General features: G+C 59.3%; 17 protein-coding genes and 2 riboswitches. Of the genes, 4 read left to right on the plus strand and 13 right to left on the minus strand.

Translation table 11 applies throughout. The features are described 5' to 3' along the window. Positions 1-26: 26 nt before the first annotated feature. Positions 27-1304 (minus strand): MFS transporter, encoded by a 1278-nt coding sequence (locus O9X91_RS07665; protein ID WP_077985458.1) that lies wholly within the window; start codon positions 1302-1304, stop codon positions 27-29. A 54-nt stretch (positions 1305-1358) separates the two neighbouring features. Continuing rightward, a complete protein-coding gene (locus tag O9X91_RS07670; protein WP_162520503.1) occupies positions 1359-1544 on the minus strand; it encodes a hypothetical protein in 186 nt (61 codons plus the stop codon). A gap of 184 nt (positions 1545-1728) precedes the next feature. Between O9X91_RS07670 and leuC the strand changes: the two genes are divergently transcribed. After that, entirely contained in the window at positions 1729-3138 is a 1410-nt protein-coding gene (gene leuC, locus O9X91_RS07675) for a 3-isopropylmalate dehydratase large subunit (RefSeq protein WP_077985457.1), read from the plus strand. A gap of 52 nt (positions 3139-3190) precedes the next feature. Here the strand turns inward: leuC and O9X91_RS07680 are convergent, their stop codons facing one another. The 7 genes from O9X91_RS07680 to O9X91_RS07710 all read right to left on the minus strand — a co-directional run bounded on the left by O9X91_RS07680 (position 3191) and on the right by O9X91_RS07710 (position 11497). Beyond that, entirely contained in the window at positions 3191-4705 is a 1515-nt protein-coding gene (locus O9X91_RS07680) for a M48 family metalloprotease (protein WP_193559318.1), read from the minus strand. Positions 4706-4958: 253 nt separating this feature from the next. Continuing rightward, positions 4959-5675, minus strand: coding sequence for a thiamine ABC transporter ATP-binding protein (locus O9X91_RS07685; RefSeq protein WP_137412304.1), 717 nt, complete (start codon positions 5673-5675; stop codon positions 4959-4961). After that, positions 5672-7297, minus strand: coding sequence for a thiamine/thiamine pyrophosphate ABC transporter permease ThiP (thiP, locus tag O9X91_RS07690; RefSeq protein WP_142912943.1), 1626 nt, complete (start codon positions 7295-7297; stop codon positions 5672-5674). Before thiP ends, O9X91_RS07685 begins: the two co-directional genes overlap by 4 nt. Before the next feature lie 19 nt (positions 7298-7316). Beyond that, a complete protein-coding gene (gene thiB, locus O9X91_RS07695) occupies positions 7317-8330 on the minus strand; it encodes a thiamine ABC transporter substrate binding subunit (RefSeq protein ID WP_142912942.1) in 1014 nt (337 codons plus the stop codon). 38 nt (positions 8331-8368) lie between these two features. Next, a riboswitch (TPP riboswitch) is annotated at positions 8369-8479 on the minus strand. 45 nt (positions 8480-8524) lie between these two features. Next, positions 8525-8917, minus strand: a complete 393-nt coding sequence (locus tag O9X91_RS07700; protein ID WP_077985451.1) for a VOC family protein — start codon at positions 8915-8917, stop codon at positions 8525-8527. A gap of 95 nt (positions 8918-9012) precedes the next feature. Then, a complete protein-coding gene (locus tag O9X91_RS07705) occupies positions 9013-10839 on the minus strand; it encodes an ABC-F family ATP-binding cassette domain-containing protein (RefSeq protein WP_142912941.1) in 1827 nt (608 codons plus the stop codon). A 4-nt stretch (positions 10840-10843) separates the two neighbouring features. Next, positions 10844-11497, minus strand: a complete 654-nt coding sequence (locus tag O9X91_RS07710) for a thiamine diphosphokinase (protein ID WP_142912940.1) — start codon at positions 11495-11497, stop codon at positions 10844-10846. An 89-nt stretch (positions 11498-11586) separates the two neighbouring features. Further along, positions 11587-11663: riboswitch (SAM riboswitch) on the plus strand. Positions 11664-11746: 83 nt separating this feature from the next. Here O9X91_RS07710 and metA point away from each other — a divergent pair. Then, positions 11747-12673: a homoserine O-acetyltransferase MetA gene (gene metA, locus O9X91_RS07715; RefSeq protein ID WP_137412307.1), complete on the plus strand. Its 927-nt coding sequence runs from the start codon at positions 11747-11749 to the stop codon at positions 12671-12673. A 73-nt stretch (positions 12674-12746) separates the two neighbouring features. Then, positions 12747-13766 carry an aldose epimerase family protein gene (locus tag O9X91_RS07720; RefSeq protein ID WP_142912939.1) on the plus strand — a complete coding sequence of 340 codons (1020 nt, stop codon included), beginning with the start codon at positions 12747-12749 and terminating at the stop codon, positions 13764-13766. Positions 13767-13781: 15 nt separating this feature from the next. Here O9X91_RS07720 and mtgA read toward each other — a convergent pair whose 3' ends face one another. After that, positions 13782-14429 carry a monofunctional biosynthetic peptidoglycan transglycosylase gene (gene mtgA / locus O9X91_RS07725; protein WP_245307259.1) on the minus strand — a complete coding sequence of 216 codons (648 nt, stop codon included), beginning with the start codon at positions 14427-14429 and terminating at the stop codon, positions 13782-13784. A 237-nt stretch (positions 14430-14666) separates the two neighbouring features. On the opposite strand from mtgA, the gene O9X91_RS07730 reads away from it, so the two are divergent. Beyond that, a complete protein-coding gene (locus O9X91_RS07730; protein WP_332909289.1) occupies positions 14667-15581 on the plus strand; it encodes a polyprenyl synthetase family protein in 915 nt (304 codons plus the stop codon). Between the two features lie 30 nt (positions 15582-15611). On the opposite strand, the gene O9X91_RS07735 is transcribed toward O9X91_RS07730, so the two are convergent. The 3 genes from O9X91_RS07735 to O9X91_RS07745 all read right to left on the minus strand — a co-directional run bounded on the left by O9X91_RS07735 (position 15612) and on the right by O9X91_RS07745 (position 18902). Then, complete coding sequence (locus O9X91_RS07735; RefSeq protein WP_077985445.1) at positions 15612-16274, minus strand: YiaD family glycine zipper/OmpA-like lipoprotein; 663 nt, start codon at positions 16272-16274, stop codon at positions 15612-15614. A gap of 66 nt (positions 16275-16340) precedes the next feature. Then, positions 16341-17591 (minus strand): flavodoxin-dependent (E)-4-hydroxy-3-methylbut-2-enyl-diphosphate synthase, encoded by a 1251-nt coding sequence (ispG, locus tag O9X91_RS07740; RefSeq protein WP_077985444.1) that lies wholly within the window; start codon positions 17589-17591, stop codon positions 16341-16343. Positions 17592-17711: 120 nt separating this feature from the next. Continuing rightward, positions 17712-18902, minus strand: a complete 1191-nt coding sequence (locus tag O9X91_RS07745; RefSeq protein ID WP_269833652.1) for an MFS transporter — start codon at positions 18900-18902, stop codon at positions 17712-17714. Between the last annotated feature and the right edge of the window lie 6 nt (positions 18903-18908).

Here is an 18908-nt window from a genome sequence, read left to right on the forward strand (position 1 = left end):
GCTTCAGATGTCGCAATATTCCAAAATCAGGCCGCTTTGACCTGATTGCCCATTCTGCGCGTTGCGATGATGACCAGCACGCCTGCTAGCGCCAGGCAAAAGGCAAGGAAGAACATCGGCGCAATGGTGCTGCCGGTCTCATCCTTGATCCAGGGCACCACGTTCTGCGCCACGAAGCCACCCAGATTGCCGACGGAATTGATCGCGGCGATGCCGGCGGCCGCACCTGCTCCCTTGAGGAAGCGGCCGGGCAGGCTCCAGAACACCGGCTGGCCGGCAAAGATGCCGGCAGCGGCGATGCAGAGGAAGGCGAACTGCAGCACCGGGTCACTGAGCAAGGCCGACATCAACAGGCAAAAGGCGCCAATGAAGGCGGGGGCGACGATATAGGGCGTCTTGTTCTTTGCCTTGTCGGCTGCCAAAGGCACGACGAACAGGGCAACGGCAACGATCACCCAAGGGATGATGTTGATGAAGCCATTGGCGGTGTTGGAAACGCCGAAGCTCTTCACGATGGTTGGAAGCCAGTAGCTGAGACCATAAGCGGCCAGCGGGAATCCGACATAGCAGAGCGCCATGAACAGAACGCGCGGATTGACCAGCGCCTTGAAGCCATCCTCTGCATGCTCCTCCATGCCCTTGTTCTCTTGGGCCAGCCGGTTCTTCAACCAGTCCTTTTCATCCCGGCTCAGGAACTTCGCCTTTTCGGGTGTATCGTCCAGATAAAAGAAGGTGACGATACCCGCGATCACCGCCGGAATACCGGTCGCGAGAAACACCCATTCCCATCCGGCATAGCCGAGGAAACCATCCAGATCGAGCAGCATGCCGCCGAGCGGCGCGCCGATGGCATTGGCAAGCGCGCTGAAAATCATGAACAGGCCGATCATACGGCCGCGATAATCGCGCGGGAACCAGAGCGTCATCAGGAACAATACACCCGGGAAGAAGCCCGCCTCGCAGAGTCCGAGCAGGAAGCGCAGGATGTAGAACATCGTGGCGTTCTGCGTGTAGGCAAGGGCGATGGTGACGGCGCCCCAGGAAACCAGAATGCGGGCAAACCATTTGCTGGCGCCGAAACGGTTGAGGAACAAGTTGCTCGGCACTTCGAAGATGAAGTAACCGATGAAGAACAGCGAAGCGCCAAGGCCGTAAGCATATTCGCTAAGGCTCAGCGCATCGACCATCTGCAGCTTTGCGAAGCTGACATTCTGGCGGTCGATATAGGCAATGAGATAGAGAAGGCCAAGAAACGGCATCAGCCGCCAGGTGATCTTCGAGATAAGGGCTTTTTCGGATACCATATGCTTTCCCTCCCTTCGATTTCTCGTCGAAACGCAAATGATAAGGGAACCCATCTATATGTGCGCCGCAAAATAGGCAAGTTGCATTGCATCATAACCATTGAAGATCCGTTGCAAGACAAGACTGTTGAGGCCATTCAGCAATGATGCAGCGCACATGGAAAATGCCAAGCCGTGGCGTTCCGTGCTCTGCGCATTCATGTTGCCGTTAAACCGGCGATCTGCTATGAAGGCTGCCATGGGATCTAAATTCGGATGTCTCGCGCAGAATGTTTATGTGCTGCAGGACCACAAGCGTCTGCCGGCACGGTTTTTTGCGCGTGTTTCCGGGGCGCTCACCAGCCGACTTAGGCTCGCCTGACAGCACCGCTGTCCACGCCATTCTGAACCCTGGTTACACTTTTCCATGACAAGGCATAGAGCCATGAGCGCACCCCGCACCTTATATGACAAGATCTGGGACGACCACGTCGTCAATCGCGACCCAGACGGAACCTGTCTTCTCTACATCGACCGTCACCTCGTCCATGAGGTGACGAGCCCGCAGGCCTTCGAAGGCCTGCGCATGGCCGGTCGCCCCGTGCATTCGCCTGCCCGCACGCTGGCCGTTGTGGATCACAACGTTCCGACCACGGCCGACAGGCTGGAAGGCATCAAGAACGAGGAAAGCCGCATTCAGGTGGAAGCGCTTGCGCAGAACGCCAAGGATTTCGGCGTCGAATATTATTCCGAGCGCGACAAGCGCCAGGGCATTGTCCATATCGTCGGCCCCGAACAAGGTTTCACCCTGCCCGGCATGACGATCGTCTGCGGCGACAGCCACACCTCGACCCACGGCGCCTTTGGCGCACTGGCGCATGGCATCGGCACCTCGGAAGTGGAGCATGTTCTGGCGACGCAGACGCTGATCCAGAAGAAAGCCAAGAACATGCTGGTGCGTGTCGACGGTAAAGTTCCTGATGGCGTTACCGCCAAGGACATCATCCTCGCCATTATCGGGGAGATCGGCACGGCGGGTGGCACCGGCCACGTGATCGAATTTGCCGGCGAGGCGATCCGCTCGCTCTCCATGGAAGGCCGCATGACGGTCTGTAACATGACCATTGAGGGCGGCGCGCGTGCGGGTCTTATCGCACCGGATGAAACCACCTTTGATTACATCAAGGACAAGCCGCGCTCGCCGAAGGGTGAAACGCTGGAACAGGCCATCGCCTATTGGAAAACGCTGAAATCCGACGAAGGCGCCCATTACGACAAGGTCGTGGTGCTGGATGCGGCCAACCTGCCGCCCATCGTCTCCTGGGGTTCGTCTCCGGAAGATGTGACCTCCGTTGAAGGCATTGTTCCCAATCCCGATGACATCGAGGAAGAAAACAAGCGCGCCTCCAAGTGGCGTGCGCTTGAGTATATGGGCCTGAAGCCCGGCACGCGCATCACCGATATCGCCATCGACCGCGTCTTCATCGGCTCCTGCACCAATGGCCGCATCGAGGATTTGCGCGCGGCGGCGAAGATCGTTGACGGCCGTAAAGTCGCTCCCACCGTTTCGGCCATGATCGTGCCGGGCTCCGGTCTCGTGAAGGAACAGGCGGAACAGGAAGGTCTGGACAAGATTTTCCTCGAAGCCGGTTTCGAATGGCGCGAACCGGGCTGCTCCATGTGCCTTGCCATGAATGATGACCGCCTGAAACCCGGCGAACGCTGCGCCTCCACCTCGAACCGCAATTTCGAGGGCCGTCAGGGCTATAAGAGCCGCACTCACCTTGTCTCGCCAGCTATGGCGGCAGCGGCGGCGATCGCCGGTCATTTCGTCGACGTGCGTGAGTGGCAATGATTGCCGCATGATGGCTTGAACAGCAAACCCCGGAGCGATCCGGGGTTTTTGTTTATTCGGAAATAATCTTCACACGCTGGCCGGGCTGCAGCGTCGCCGTGGCGCTCATGGCATTGATCATGCGGAACATGTCGAGCTTCCGGTCGGTTCCCATCATCCGCGCCGCCATCGTCGCCACGGTTTCACCGGGCTTCACAGTCACCACCCGCACCCTCAGCGGCTTCAGCGAGGCAATTTCCTGCGGCGTCATCTTGCGGAAGCTGGTGCGCAATATGTTGGCGATAGAATCGAGCTGGGTATTGCCCTTCGGCACGGCCGTCAGGAAACGGAATATCTGCTGGCCGACACGAATGACGGTCACGTCAAAGTCCCATTTATCCGCACTTGCCCGGGCTGTCGCAGCCTCCAGACCGTTGATCTTCGTTTCCTTGACGGTTTCCGGCAACAGGCCGGCAACCCAGCCGCTGGTCAGATAATTGGCAAGGCTCGTCTGTTTCGGATCGGCGACGCCGTCGAAACGGATCGCCATATCGCCCGGTCCCGTCGCCAGAACGGCCTCGACCTTGTTGTCGATGACGAAACCTTCCGGCACATCGAAACGAATGCCAAGCGTTCCGTGCAGGAATGTCTGGCCGCGGACATAACCCTCCTGCGGGCTGTCGCCATAAAGCAGGCCGTCTATGCCATCCAGAAACCAGTCGCGACCACGATCCCCGACCTGGCCGTCCTGGCCGAAGGCGCGTGCATGACGCCGCGCAAGCTCGATGCGCTGCGGCGTGTTGGGGTGGCTGGAAAGAAAGTCGAGGCTCTGGTCGTTTTCAGGGTCGGCCGAGGAGAAGCGCGCATAGGCCGCCATGGAATCCAGAAAACGCGGCGAGGCAAAGGGGTCGTAACCGGCCTCGCCCAGCATGCGCACGCCGATCACATCCGCCTGCAATTCCTGCTGGCGCGAAAAGGCCGCGAGCCGCAGCTTGCCGCGCGCAAGCGCCTGCTTGCCAGCAAGATCGCTCGACAGCACTTCGGCAACCACGCGGCTGGCAATCACCTCCGCCTCTTCGCGGCGCTGGCGTTCGATGCCGTGATTGGCGGTGACATGGCCCATTTCATGCGAAAGCACGGCGGCCACTTCCGAAGCATCGTTGGCAAGCGCTAGCAGTCCGCGCGTCACGTAAAGATATCCGCCCGGCAGCGCAAAGGCGTTGATGGCCGGCGAGTTAAGGATAGTGATGCGGTAGGACTGTTGCGGGTTTTCCGAAACAGCCGTCAGAGCACCGGCGATGCGGGCGACAAGCCGCTCCGTCTTAGCGTCACGATATTCGCCGCCATAACTTGCCACGATGCGCGGATGTTCCCGTGCACCCATCTGGGCGCGCGGATCATTCTTCTGCACTTGTTCGACCGTTTGCGGATTATCCGACGGCCGCAAGGTGGACTGGTATGCCGGGCTGAAGAGAGACTGACACGACGACAGGAACACGGCAGACGCCGTCAGCACGGAACAGGCGACAACCATCCTGCCCGAACGGCGAAGGCCTGAACGGGAGAAGAGCCTCCCCTCTGCGGTCATGCTATTTCTCATTCTCTATGCCTGCCCCTAACGTTCCTGATCATCCGTTAATTGCAGACCAGAATAACAGATTCGCCCCAACGGGCGATGAATGCCGAAACGGTAAAAACGATCCATCAAGTCCGGATTATTCCTGAAGAACGCAATAATTCCCATCTTTTCTCGGGCAACAACTTGAAACTGGCAAGTGCAAATTAGCGCCATTGAAGTCATCTAAATCGATTGCCAGCGGCACACGTCGAAAATAAGGCGATCACCCGTTCAGAAAACTGTCCACCGCCTTCACATTTTGTGTGGCGAAGAAATCTGCGGTAGAGCCGACATAGACAACCCGGCCGCGATCAAGAAAAACCACCTGCTGCGCCAGCTTCTTTATGTCGTCAGGATGGTGGGTGACAATAATCACCGTGTTTTTTGTTTCTCCATGCAAGTCGAGAAGCAGGGAGGCCATACCTGCCCGCAGTCCCGGATCGAGTGCGGCAAATGGCTCGTCGAGCAGCATGACCGGTTTTTTTCTGACCAGCGCGCGCGCCAGCGCCGCCCTCTGCCTTTCTCCGCCGGAAAGCGTGCCCGGCAAACGTTTGTCGAAACCCGCAAGACCGACGCGGACGAGGGCCATCTCAATCCGTTCCCGGTCTTCCACACGTAATTTCAGCCCGGGGCTGACACCGAGAGCGACATTGGTGAAGATATCGAGATGGGCGAAAAGATTATTATCCTGGAAGATCGATGAGACCGGTCTCTCCGAAGGATCGAGCGCCGCCATGTCCTGCCCACCGATCATCACGCGGCCGGAATCCGGCACCTCGAAACCGGCGACGAGGTTGAGAAGCGTCGACTTGCCCGAACCGGACGCGCCAACGACAGCGGTTATCCGGCTCTGCGGGAATGTGCAATCGAGGTCGAAATCCTGCGTTCCAAGCCGCAGCCTGACCTTGTTGAGTTCAACGGCAAAATCCTCGCCGGTCATATGCTCGCCCTTGCTGATGGGGATTGCCGCGCAACACCGCCTGCGGCAAGCAGCAGGCAGACGATACCGAGAAGGAAGGCATAACCGGCGGCGTCATTGGTACGATAGCTGCCCATGCTGCTGTAAACCAGCCATGGCAGGGTGACGAAACTTTCCGACCCGAACAGGGCAACCGCACCTAAATCGCCGAGAGACAGGGCCATGGCGAAGGAAAACGCCATGGCCAGCGGCCGCCACAGAACCGGAAGATCGGCGAACCGCAGCCGCGTCAAGCCCTGAAGCCCGAGACTGGCGGAAAGCCGGCCGGTGCGCAAAAAATGACTGGTGAAAGCCGGTTCCAGCACCCGCATGGCAAGCGGCAAAGCCATCAGCATATTGATGAGCGCCACGAGGACCGGCGCATAGAAGCTGACATCGCCGAAAACCCGCAATAACAGGAACCACCCGCTTCCCAATACGACAGGCGGCACCAAAAGCACCAGCGAAGACCCCGCCCCCAGCATGGCGGAGAGGAAGCGCAGGGGTTGCCCCGCCTGCCGTCTGGAGCCTATCGCCTGTCGCGCGCCGATGATCGCCATGCAGCAGAGCACAACAAGAGCTGCGGACAGTGCGGCAATTGCAAGACTGGCCACCGCCGCGCGCAGGAAAATCGGCGCGGACAGAAGGCGCGGCAGATCGGCCCTCAAACCCGAAACAGCGATGGCAGCAAGCGGCAGCCCGATCAGCAGAACAGCGAACACGATTGCCACGCCATCCCAAAGACGGGCGCCGACGCCTTTTCCATCGAAACGGCGAAGGGAACGGCCAAGCGAGGGAATCTCCGCTTCGGGCGACGGCAAAAAGGCAAGAAGGCCGAGCAGAATTGCGGTGAGGGCAATCTGCAAAACCGAAAGCGCAATCGCCCGCTGCGGATCGAAATCGAACCGCAGCGCCTGATAGATCGCCACCTCCAGCGTCGTTGCCGCCGGCCCGCCGCCCAAAAGAAGAACGAGCGTGAAGCTGGTGGCGCACAGCATGAAGACAAGCCCGGCAATACCGGGGATGAGACGCGCGACCGCCGGCCATTCGATAAAACGGAAAATCGAAACCGGACCCATACCGAGGCTCGCCGCCATGCGCCAATATTCGCCCGGAATACGCTCCAGCCCGGCCAGCATCAGCCGCACCGAAAGCGGCAGATTGAAAAACACATGGGCAATAAGAATGCCGGAAAGACCGTAAATGCTGAACGGCTCATCCGCCCCGGCAAAAACAAGGGCCGAATTCAAAACGCCCTGCCTGCCCCAGATGGTGATGATACCGAAAGCGCCGACGATCACAGGCAGACCCATCGGCACCGCCATCAGTCTGACGATCCAGATTCTTCCTGGAAACTCGCGCCGACGGCAAAGCGCCAGTGCCACCGGCAGGCCGAGAAAAAGGGAAAGAAGGGTGGAGAGCGTTGCCTGATAAAGCGTGAAACGCAGGATGCGCAGCGTATAGGCATCCATGATGCCGGCAGCGGGCGCGCCGGCATCAAAAGACAGGAGAGCCGCAACCGCGAGCGCCATGAACAGGAAAACGGCAGCAAAAGCCGCCGTTCCGAAAATGATCGACCGTCGGTAATCGCGACGCGGCATCATGCGCGGGTGTGCCCCTTCCTCAATTCATGCTCATGGCGGCAAGCCATTCATCGATCCATGCCTTGCGGTTCCTCGCTACCTCTTCCGGATCCATCAGGAAAGTCTTCTGCGGCACCACGAGTTTGGAAAACGCCTCCGGCAAAGGCTTAGAGGTCGCCGCGACCGGCATCATCCAGTTGTTTTCCGGAATGGCATCCTGAAAACCGGATGTTAGCGTGAAAGCGAGGAACTGCTTTGCCAGTTCCTTGCGCGGCGCGTTTTTGAGGAGACCGGAAACCTCGATCTGGATGTAATGTCCTTCGGAAAAGGCGGCGGCCTGATAACGATCCGTTTTTTCAGCGACCATGTGATAGGCGGGCGAGGTGGTGTAGGAGAGCACCATCGGCACCTCACCCTTGGTGAAGAGGCCATAGGATTCCGACCAGCCCGGCGTGACGGTGAGAATGCGCTTCCTGAACTTTTCCCAAGCCTCCGGGGCCTTGTCGCCGTAAACCGATTTCACCCATAGCAGCAGGCCGAGCCCCGGCGTGGAGGTGCGCGGATCCTGAATGACGATTTTCTGCGAGGGGTCGCCTTCCACGAGGTCTTTCAGGCTCGTCGGCGGGCTTTTCACCGTCTGCGTATCATAGATGACAGCGAAATGACCGTAATCATAGGGAATGAAAACATCGTCCGTATAACCGCCCGGCACTTTGGCCGCCGATGCATCGATGCCGCTGACATCGAACAGACCGGTCTGTTTTGCTTCCGCGACAAGATTGGTGTCGAGACCGACGACGACATCCGCCTTGGACCCCGCCCCTTCAAGCTTCAGACGATTGAGCAGCGCCACGCCATCGGCCACGCCGACGAAATTGACCGTGCAATTACAAACCTTCTCGAAGGCCTCCTTCACCTTGGGGCCGGGACCCCATTCGGAAACGAAACTCTCATAGGTGTAGACGGTTAGTTCCTGTCTATCCTGTGCAATGGCAAGACCGGGCAGAAACAGCGAGGCGGCAACGAGGGAATTCAGGAAAAGACGACGGTGCACGGGTATCTCCTCAAAAAACGATAGGGAAATAGCCGTCTGCGTTAAAGCCGTCTAATCCCTCCGCCGGTATGAACCGGATCAGGTTCTTCGGGTTGGCAAGCCTCTCAGCCTTTTACACCAAAGCGCAAAAGACACCCCGTTAGATCAAGATGATGGTGTAATCCCGCCGTCCCTGATTGGCAAGATGGCCGAGGTCAGCCCTGTTCCGTCATATGCACCAGTTCCCAGACATGTCCGTCGGGGTCCTGAAAGCTGCCGGCATACATGAAGCCATGATCCTGCACGGGCTTCCAGCTGCCACCGCCGGAGGCGAGCGCCGTGGCGATCATCCGGTCGATTTCCTCCCTGCTTCCGGCGGAAAGACAGGTCAGAACCTCGGTGGTTCGCGTCGCATCGGCAATGTCGCCGTTGATGAAATCGCGGAAACGTCCCTCCTGCAGAAGCATCACGAAGATATTCTCTTCCACGATCATGCAGAGTGTGTGGTCATCTGAATATTCCGGGTTGAAGCTGAAACCGAGAGCAGTAAAGAAGTTTCTTGACGTCTCGATGTTCTTGACCGGCAGATTGACAAAAATCATGCGCATTTTTCAACTCCTCCAAGCGAACGCCGGCATAGAACGGCAATTCTGCTTTTCTGTCAAAGGCCGAAGGAGGACCGGCAAAGGAAGGACTGATGCCTTCAGCCCTCCAGTTCCTCGCGAAGCATCTCCAGTTCCAGCCATTCTTCTTCCATGACTTCCAGCTTGTCGCGCAGCTTCGACATTTCCTGCGCCAGCGTGTTGAAAGCCTCCGGATCTTTTGTGAAAAGTTCCGGATCGGCCATGCGCTGCTCGCGTTTTGCGATTTCGCTTTGCGCCTTCTCCATCTCCTTAGGCAGATTTTCGAGCGCGAATTTCTGCTTGAAGGAAAGCTTGCCCTTCGCCTTTACAGGCTCCTGTGAAGCCGAGGCGGAAGATGCCGCTTTCGCCTTTTCCTGCTTCTCAGCCTTGCGCTTCTCGTCCGACGCCCCCTTGCGCTGCGCCATCATGTCCGAATAGCCACCGGCATATTCGATCCAGCGCCCGTCAGGCTGGTCGGGATTAACAGGGGCGATGGTGGAGGTAACGGTACGGTCAAGAAAATCGCGGTCGTGGCTGACGAGAATGACCGTGCCGGAGAAGCCGGCGACGATTTCCTGCAACAGATCGAGTGTTTCGATATCGAGATCGTTGGTCGGCTCGTCGAGGATCAGAAGATTGGTCGGCCGTGCCAGAATGCGCGCCAGAATAAGGCGCGCGCGCTCGCCACCGGACAGGTTGCGGATCGGCGTGCGGGCCTGTTCCGGCTGGAACAGAAAGTCCTTCATATAGCCCGTCACATGCTTCAATTCGCCGCTAACCAGCAGATTTTCGCCGCGGCCATCGGTCAGATAATGCGCGAGCGTATCGTTGGGATTGAGATCCTCGCGCTTCTGGTCGAGCGTCGCAATCTCCAGATTGGTGCCAAGCTTCACCGTGCCGCTATCGGGCTCCAGCTGGCCGGTGAGCATCTTCAGAAGCGTGGTTTTACCGGCGCCGTTCGGGCCGACGAAGCCGATGCAATCGCCGCGATGGACGCGCAGCGAAAAGGGCGCGACGATCACGCGCTCGCCGTAAGCCTTGGTGATGGCCTCGGCCTCGATGACCAGTTTGCCGGATTCACGCCCTTCGGTAACGGTCGCCTGCACCGTGCCCTGCGGCCCCTTGTGGCCGCGATATTCCGCACGCATCGCCTGAAGCTCGCCGACACGGCGCATGTTGCGCTTGCGCCTTGCGGTCACGCCATAACGCATCCAGTGTTCTTCGCGCTCAATGGCCTTGCCGAGCTTGTGCTGCTCCAGCTCTTCCTCTTCCAGAACCTTGTCGCGCCATTCCTCGAAATGGGCAAAGCCACGATTGAGACGGCGGGACTGGCCACGATCGAGCCACACGGTCGAGGTCGAGACCTTCTCCAGAAAGCGCCGGTCGTGCGAGATCAGCACCAGCGCACTGCGCGTCTGCTGCAGCTCGCTTTCAAGCCATTCGATGGTGGGAAGATCGAGATGGTTGGTCGGCTCGTCCAGCATCAAAATATCCGGCTCAGGCGCCATGACGCGGGCAAGTGCCGCACGGCGCGCCTCGCCGCCTGAGAGGCTCTCCGGATTTTCCTGTCCGGTAAGGCCCAGATGTTCGAGAAGATAGGTGACGCGATAGGGATCGTCACCCGGTCCTAACCCCGCTTCCGCATAGGCCTGGACGGTGGCGTAACCGGCAAAATCCGGTGCCTGTTCCAGATAACGAATGGTGGCGGCGGGGTGCCGGAAAACCTCGCCCGACTGCGCCTCGACGAGACCCGCGGCGATCTTCATCAGGGTGGACTTACCGGAACCGTTGCGCCCGACAAGGCAGATGCGATCGCCGGGTTCCACCTGGAGATTGGCGCCGTCGAGCAGCGGGGTCACGCCGAAGGTCAGCTTGATATCGTCGAGTTTCAAAATTGGGGGTGCCAAGGCGTCAGGCTCCGGTCAGGTCATAAGGGCGGGCGAGCACGATGGCTTTTCCGCTTTTCAGCGAGAAATGCACGGGGCCGCCATTCGCGACATTGGAAATAGTGCGGGACGAACCGAAAGCAAGCGCGAAATCCTTCAACGGATAACGCACATTGCCGATATCGAGCCCCTCAAGGGCGGTAAATCCGGCAACCGAAAACAGCGAAGCGGGCGGCAGATCAATGGCGAGCGAACCGGCAAGCAGCGGCCTCGCCTCTTCCTCACCAGAGGTCAGCGTCACCTCGAAACCGCGCTCCGCAAGCGCTACGGCATAAAGAAGGTGTTGCAGAGCATGGTCGCTTCGTGCGCCGCCAAGCGCGCCCACCAGCAGCAGCGAATGCGCGCCGCGCGACAGTGCCTCGGAGACCGCGATCTCACCATCTGTCACTGCCTTTGCCGCCGGATAGGGTTGCCGCGTCACATCGGGCCAGGCGTTGAGCAGCTCTTCATTGGCGGAATCGAAATCCCCAACCCACAGCTCGGGCACAAGGCCAAGCGGCCCGGCATGGCGCATGCCGCCATCGGCCGCAATCACACGGCTGTCCGCGACCGCCTCTTTCAGACGACCGGTAACCGTGACATCGCCGCCAAGCAGAATGGTGAAGCGCTCTTTGTTCATGCCCTGCCTTACCGCACCTCGGCCGAAAATGGAAAGCAGAAACCCGATGAAATCAGCCTATATTGATTTTCGCCGGCTTCGGGATTATGAAACCCCTCAGTGGTGATTTGCCGACCGGCTTGCAGCCACTTTAAAGAAGTCGCTAAAGGGTCGAGGAAAAGGGCAATTTCCTGGGACCGGTCGCGATTTCGCTGCCGGTTTTTTTGTTTTCGCAACGTTCTTTACGCGACCCGGAAAAGAGAGTTCGACATGCCGATCAAGATTCCCGATACGCTTCCCGCCTTTGAGACCCTCGTTCATGAGGGCGTGCGGGTCATGACCGAAACGGCGGCCATCCGGCAGGATATCCGCCCGCTCCAGATCGGGCTTCTCAACCTCATGCCGAACAAGATCAAGACCGAAATCCAGATGGCGCGCCTCGTCGGCGCCTCGCCGCTGCAGGTGGAATTGTCGCTCATCCGCATCGGCGGCCATCGCGCCAAGAACACGCCGGAAGAACATCTCCTCTCCTTCTACGAGACGTGGGAAGAAGTGCGTCACCGCAAGTTCGACGGTTTCATCATCACCGGCGCGCCGATTGAGCTGCTGGAATATGAGGACGTCACCTATTGGAATGAAATGCAGAAGATATTCGAATGGACCCGCACCAATGTTCATTCGACCCTCAACGTCTGCTGGGGCGCGATGGCCGCCATCTATCATTTCCATGGAGTGCCGAAATACGAGCTGAAGGAAAAAGCTTTCGGGGTCTATCGCCACCGCAACCTTTGCCCCTCCTCGATCTACCTCAACGGCTTTTCGGACGATTTTCAGGTTCCGGTATCACGCTGGACGGAAGTTAGGCGCGCCGATATCGAAAAACACCCCGACCTCGAAATCCTGATGGAATCTGAGGAAATGGGCGTGTGTCTGGTGCATGAAAAGGCAGGCAACCGTCTCTATATGTTCAATCATGTCGAATATGATTCGACCTCATTGTCCGACGAATATTTCCGTGACGTGAATTCCGGCGTTCCCATCAAGCTGCCGCATGATTATTTTCCGCACAATGATCCGGAACTAGCCCCGCTCAACCGTTGGCGCAGCCATGCCCATCTGTTTTTCGGCAACTGGATCAACGAAATATACCAGACGACGCCCTACGATCTCGAATCCATCGGCAAACTCGCTGCGTAAATTGCGGATTGCGAATTGCCGGAAAATGACGCAACGTCCGCCGGCAATTCATGGCAATCGGGAGAATGACGTTATGAGCGACGCGGCGGTGCGGGAGAATTTCGGTTTCACGGCGACCGGCGAAAAAGTCGAACGCGTCACCATCTCGAAAGGCGGGCTGACGGCCAAGATCATCAGCTGGGGCGCCGTTATTCAGGATCTGCGTCTTGAAGGCCACCAGCCGCCCCTCGTGCTCGGCTTCGACAAGTTCGAGGACTATAAATATTCCTCCTATTTCGGCGCCACCCCCGGCCGCAACGCCAACCGTATTGGCGACGGCCGGTTCTCGATCGACGGGCACGAATACCAGCTGGAGCTCAATGAAAAGGGCGTAAGCCACCTGCATGGCGGTAGCGACGGCATGGGCAAACGCAACTGGATGCTGATGGAACATGGCGAAAGCCATGTGGTTCTGCAGATTATCGACCCCGATGGCCGCGCCGGTTATCCCGGCAATTGCACGGTCACGGCCACCTATACGATCCTCGACGGCGGCGTGCTTTCGGTGGTCTATGAAACGGTGACCGACCAGCCGACCATCGCCAATGTCTGCCAGCATTCCTACTTCAATCTCGATGGCGCAGACACCGCACTTGGGCATGAGATCAGCATCGCGGCTGATTTTTACCTGCCCACCAACGACAAGCAGATACCGACGGGCGAAATCCGCTCCGTCGAAGGCACCGTCTTCGACCTGCGCCACCCGACACCGATGCGGCGCAAGGAGAATGGAGAGCAGGTTCTCTACGACCATAATTTCTGCCTCTCGCCAGAGCGCCGCGCCAAGCGCAAGGTCGCCCGCGCCTATTCGTCGGCCTCCGATATCGCCCTTGAAGTTCACACCACCGAACCCGGTGTGCAGTTTTATTCGGCCTTCAAACTGGATGTTCCGGTTCCCGGCCTCGATGGCCGTCGCTATGGCCCCTTTGCCGGTTTCTGCCTGGAAACGCAGATATGGCCGGACGCCGTCAACCACGCGGATTTCCCGCACGCCATCCTGCGGCCAGGCGAAACCCTGCGACAGGAAACCGATTATATTTTCAAGAAAGGCTGAAGCGGCACGCCGGGATCAATCCAGCACGCAGCCGACGTAGCCGCCGGAGGCGCGGGCGCGCCGTTCGATGAGGCTAGCAAGCCGTTGCAGCCCGCGTCCCGGCTTGCTGGCGACGCGGTCGATTGGATTGGGTAATGACACAGCCAGCAGCGCCGCCTGACGGGAGCTGAGTTTTGCGGCCGGCACCTTGAAATGGTGCTGGGCGGCAGCCTCGATACCGTAAATTCCCGGCCCCCATTCCGCAACGTTGAGATAAATCTCCATCATCCGCTTTTTCGACCACACGAAATCGGCGGCAATCGCCAGCGGCAATTCCAGCCCCTTGCGCAAAAACGAGCGGCCGTTCCATAAGAACAGATTCTTCGCCGTCTGCATCGGAATAGTGCTGGCGCCGCGGGTGGAAGCCCCCTCAAGCGCATCGCTGACCACGGATTGCATCTGGTTCCAGTCCACGCCGCCATGGAAACAGAATTGCCCGTCCTCGGACATCATCACGGATTGCACGAGGCGCGGCGAAATATCCTCAAGCGGCACCCAGCGTCTATCATAACCCTGCAGAGTGACCATATCGGTCAGCATCAGCGTCGAAACAGGCCGGATGAATGGCAACGCATAAACCGGAATCAACAGATAGGGCAGAATCAGCAAAACCAGCATGGTCATGACGATACGCTTTGCCAACGTGCGAAAATCCACCTTCTGCCTGCTTCGGTCTTCCGCCAGCACGGCATATTCTGCGTCGCTTTCAGGCGTACTGCTCAATATCCGTCCCCGCGCCCCACGCCAATTGAAGCCTTTCATAGTCCATTGCCGCCTTGAAGGCGAGTCCGGTGACACCGTTGCGACCCCGGAATCACGAAAAGGTTTGCCTGCATTCGTCCGGCATGCCAAAGAGCGCGCATGGACGCTCAGATGACGAATTTCGAAACGAGACTGCGCGAAAACGCGGCAAAAACCGAAGCCCTGCTTGGCCGCCTGCTTTCCGGCGACGCCCGCGCGGATGAGATCACGCGCCCGCAAAACCTGCTCGACGCCATGCGCCATGGCGTGCTGAACGGCGGTAAACGCCTGCGGCCCTTCCTCGTCATCGAAAGTGCTGCCCTTGCGGGCGGGAATGCCGAAGCCGCCCTTTATGTCGGCGCGGCACTGGAATGCCTCCATTGTTATTCGTTGGTTCATGACGATCTGCCGGCCATGGACGATGACGACCTGCGCCGCGGCCAGCCGACGGTGCATCGCAAATTCGATGAGGCAACCGCTATTCTCGCGGGTGACAGCCTGCTGACGCTTGCCTTCGACATCATCGCCTCGGATGACAATCCGCTAGCCGCGGAACGCAAGGCCGCGCTCGTGCTTTCGCTTGCCCGCGCAGCGGGCATAGGCGGTATGGCTGGCGGCCAGGCGCTCGATCTCGCTGCGGAAAAGAAGGCACCCGATGAAGCCGGCGTCACTACATTGCAGGCTATGAAAACCGGCGCACTGTTACGTTTTGCCTGTGAAGCGGGCGCAATTGTTGCTGGCAGCGACATTTCCGAAAGGCAAAGGCTGCGTCTCTTCGGCGAAAAGATCGGCCTCGCCTTCCAGCTTGCCGACGACCTTCTGGATTTGACGGCCGACGCCGCCACCATGGGTAAGGCCACCGGAAAGGATGCCGCTCGCGGCAAGGGAACGCTTGTGGCGTTGCGCGGCGAAGACTGGGCACGTCGCAAACTGCAGGAGCAGGTGGCGGAAGCCAGCGAACTCTTGGCCCCTTATGGCGAAAAGGCCGCAATTCTCATCGCGGCCGCCAGATTCATCGCTGAACGAAAAAGCTGAGCGGCTTCCACTCAGCTTTTCATCACCCAATCAGCCCTTGAGCGGCGAAATCAGCACTTCGACGCGACGGTTCTGGGCGCGGCCATCCGGCGTTGCGTTCGAGGCGATCGGCTGCGACGGGCCGAAGCCGAGCGTCGAAATACGGCGCTGGTCGACGCCGCGCGCGCCGAGATAATTGGCGACCGACGCAGCACGACGTTCCGAAAGGCCCTGATTGTAACCGGCGCTGCCGGTAGAATCGGTATGGCCGTTGATGTCGATGAGCGTGCGGTTGAACTTGTTAAGCACGATGGCGACAGAATCGAGCGTCTGATAGAATGGCGGGATGACCTGATCCTGGTCCGTCGCGAAGGTGATGTTCGACGGCATGTTGAGAACGATGCTGTCGCCACGGCGGGTAACCGAAACACCGGTTCCCTGAAGCTGGGCGCGAAGCTCTGCTTCCTGGCCATCCATGTAATTGCCGATGGCGCCGCCGGCGAGCGCGCCGATGCCCGCACCGATGAGCGCTGCATTGCGGCGACCGGTCGGCGAACCGCCGACAGCCAGACCACCCAGAGCACCGACCACGGCGCCGATGCCGGCGCCGCCCGCCGTGTTCGAAATCTTCTGCTCACCCGTATAGGGATCGGTGGTGGTGCAGGCGGAAAGATAGGTCCCGCAAAGGGCGACGATCGCGATTTTTTTGATCATGTGTTTTGATGCTCCGAGAGGTTCAGGAGGTATGACAATGGAATTCCGGCCTTTTCACGCTACTCTTTACTCCGCCGCATCTTTCCGGCCAAAACGCTTTTCGATGTAATCGATCACAAGCGCTTCAAAATCGGCGGCGATGTTGGGACCACGCAGGGTCAGCGCCTTTTCGCCATCAATAAAGACGGGCGCTGCCGGGCTTTCGCCGGTTCCGGGCAGCGAAATGCCAATATCGGCATGTTTGCTTTCGCCGGGCCCATTGACGATGCAGCCCATGACGGCAACGTTGAGCGCCTCGACCCCGGGATATTTTTCCCGCCATATCGGCATGTTTTTGCGAATGTCGTTCTGGATGTTCTGGGCCAGTTCCTGAAACACGGTAGACGTGGTGCGCCCGCAGCCAGGACATGCCGCAACGACCGGAATGAACTGCCGAAAGCCCATGACCTGCAGCAGTTCCTGCGCCACCTGGACCTCGCGGGTGCGGTCGCCATTCGGCTCCGGCGTCAGCGAAACGCGGATCGTATCGCCGATGCCATGCTGAAGCACGTAACCCATGGCGGCGGACGAGGCGACGATGCCTTTCGAACCCATGCCCGCTTCGGTCAGGCCGAGATGCAGGGCGTGGTCGGAGCGTTCCGACAGCATGGAATAAACGGCGATCAGGTCCTGCACCTGGCTGACCTTGGCCGACAGGATGATGCGGTTGCGCGGCAGGCCGATTTCTTCGGCAAGCTCGGCGGAAATCAGCGCCGACTGAACGATCGCTTCTCGCGTTACCTGACGGGCGGAGAGAGGGAAGCCTTGCTCCTTGTTCCTGTCCATCAGGGTCGTCAGCAATTCCTGATCGAGCGAGCCCCAGTTGACGCCGATTCGCACCGGCTTGTCGTAACGGATCGCCATTTCCACGATCTCGCCGAACTGCTTGTCCTTCTTGTCCTTGAAGCCGACATTGCCCGGATTGATGCGGTATTTGGCCAGCGCCTCGGCACAGGCAGGGTGATCGGCGAGAAGCTTGTGGCCGATATAATGGAAATCGCCAACAAGCGGCACATCAAGCCCAAGACGCAGCAACCGCTCGCGGATTTTCGGCACCGCGGCCGCACTCTCGTCGCGGTCGACGGTGATGCGCACGATTTCCGAACCGGCGCGGAACAACGCCGCCACTTGGCTGACCGTGGCGTCGATATCCGCCGTATCGGTATTGGTCATCGACTGCACGACGACGGGCGCGCCGCCACCGACGATGACACCGCCCACGTCTACGGCGACGGATGCGCGGCGGGGCTTGGGATCGTAATCGGCATGTGACGTCATGGCGGTCTCTGGAGCTTGCGGCAAGGTCTGGCAATTGAGGTGAAACAAGGGGGCCGGCTTGTCAACACCCAACGCATGAGAGCTTCTACTTTACCGCAATCATGGCAAAATTCGAGACGCCTATTCCTTGCCCGCGCCATCCGCATGGCGCGCGAGCCGCGAAAGCAGCAGAACCACCACATGCAAGAGCGGCAAGGCGATGAAAACGCTGGCAAGGCCGGTATGTTCGGCAATGAAGCCGATGGCCGATGGCGCCACCAGAATGCCGGAATAGCCCATGGTGGTGACCACCGAGAGACCAATGCCAGGCGCCAGTCCCGGCATGTTGCCGGCGGCGGAAAAGGCAATCGGCACCATGTTGGAAATACCGATGCCGGCAATCGCGAAGCCGATGATCGCAATAGTGGAATTTCCCGCAAGACCGGCAATCATAAGACCGATAATCGACATGGCCGAACAGAAGCGCAGGGTCGCCACGGCGCCGAAGCGGTCACGCACCAGATCGCCGGCAAACCGCATCGCCGCCATGGTCATGGAAAAGGCCGCAAAGGCAAAACCGGACTGCGATACGGAAGCACCGAGTTCATTGCGCAGATAAAGCGCGCCCCAGTCGAGGATAGCGCCTTCAGGAATCATCGAGAACAGAGCCATCAGGCCGATGATCCACGGCAGCGGCGTGAGCGGCAGGCCACCTTTCGGGCGCTCCTCCTCCGGATGCGGACGATCCGCAAGGACGCGCGGCCACGCAATGACCAGCAGCACGAGCGCGATGACGGTTAGCGCAATGGCGTGTCCCTGCACACCGATGGCCGTGATGAGATACCCGCCAAGACCGGCGCCGATCAGGCCGCCGAGGCTCCAGAAAGCGTGGCACGACGACATGATGGCGCGGCGCATATCGCGCTCCACCGCTACCGCATTGGCGTTCATGGCGACATCCATCGCCCCCGTCAGCCCGCCGAACAGGAAAACCGCGATCACCCCCGCCCAGACGGTGCCGGCCCAGGAGATGAAAAGCAGCGTCGGCAGAAAGATGGCGGCGGTGACAAGGCTGACCGTACGCGAGCCGAAACGGGCGATCTGCGATCCTGCAATCGGCATAAAAACCAGCGAACCGATACCGAAAACCAGAATGATCAGGCCGAGCGCACTTTCGCTGAGGGACAGACGTGCGGCAAATTCCGGAATCTTCGGCGCCCATGAGCCCATCATGAAGCCGTTCATCAAAAACAGCAGCGAAACGCCAAGCCTGTGCCGCGTCAGATAGGATGAGCGTGTGCCTGTCGGCGAAAACGTCGTGGGGCCATTCATCGGCAA

The organism is Agrobacterium salinitolerans (genome assembly GCF_027498475.1).
GTDB lineage: Bacteria > Pseudomonadota > Alphaproteobacteria > Rhizobiales > Rhizobiaceae > Agrobacterium > Agrobacterium salinitolerans.

Excerpts from the sequence above, each read along its gene's own strand:
- O9X91_RS07720 (WP_142912939.1), top strand. The coding sequence starts at position 12,747 with ATGAGCGACGCGGCGGTGCGGGAGAATTTCGGTTTCACGGCGACCGGC.
- O9X91_RS07735 (WP_077985445.1), bottom strand. The coding sequence starts at position 16,274 with ATGATCAAAAAAATCGCGATCGTCGCCCTTTGCGGGACCTATCTTTCC.
- O9X91_RS07680 (WP_193559318.1), bottom strand. The coding sequence starts at position 4,705 with ATGACCGCAGAGGGGAGGCTCTTCTCCCGTTCAGGCCTTCGCCGTTCG.
- mtgA (WP_245307259.1), bottom strand. The coding sequence starts at position 14,429 with ATGACCATGCTGGTTTTGCTGATTCTGCCCTATCTGTTGATTCCGGTT.
- O9X91_RS07700 (WP_077985451.1), bottom strand. The coding sequence starts at position 8,917 with ATGCGCATGATTTTTGTCAATCTGCCGGTCAAGAACATCGAGACGTCA.
- O9X91_RS07685 (WP_137412304.1), bottom strand. The coding sequence starts at position 5,675 with ATGACCGGCGAGGATTTTGCCGTTGAACTCAACAAGGTCAGGCTGCGG.
- thiP (WP_142912943.1), bottom strand. The coding sequence starts at position 7,297 with ATGATGCCGCGTCGCGATTACCGACGGTCGATCATTTTCGGAACGGCG.
- leuC (WP_077985457.1), top strand. The coding sequence starts at position 1,729 with ATGAGCGCACCCCGCACCTTATATGACAAGATCTGGGACGACCACGTC.
- O9X91_RS07745 (WP_269833652.1), bottom strand. The coding sequence starts at position 18,902 with ATGAATGGCCCCACGACGTTTTCGCCGACAGGCACACGCTCATCCTAT.
- O9X91_RS07670 (WP_162520503.1), bottom strand. The coding sequence starts at position 1,544 with ATGGCAGCCTTCATAGCAGATCGCCGGTTTAACGGCAACATGAATGCG.
- O9X91_RS07730 (WP_332909289.1), top strand. The coding sequence starts at position 14,667 with ATGGACGCTCAGATGACGAATTTCGAAACGAGACTGCGCGAAAACGCG.
- O9X91_RS07710 (WP_142912940.1), bottom strand. The coding sequence starts at position 11,497 with ATGAACAAAGAGCGCTTCACCATTCTGCTTGGCGGCGATGTCACGGTT.
- O9X91_RS07665 (WP_077985458.1), bottom strand. The coding sequence starts at position 1,304 with ATGGTATCCGAAAAAGCCCTTATCTCGAAGATCACCTGGCGGCTGATG.
- metA (WP_137412307.1), top strand. The coding sequence starts at position 11,747 with ATGCCGATCAAGATTCCCGATACGCTTCCCGCCTTTGAGACCCTCGTT.
- ispG (WP_077985444.1), bottom strand. The coding sequence starts at position 17,591 with ATGACGTCACATGCCGATTACGATCCCAAGCCCCGCCGCGCATCCGTC.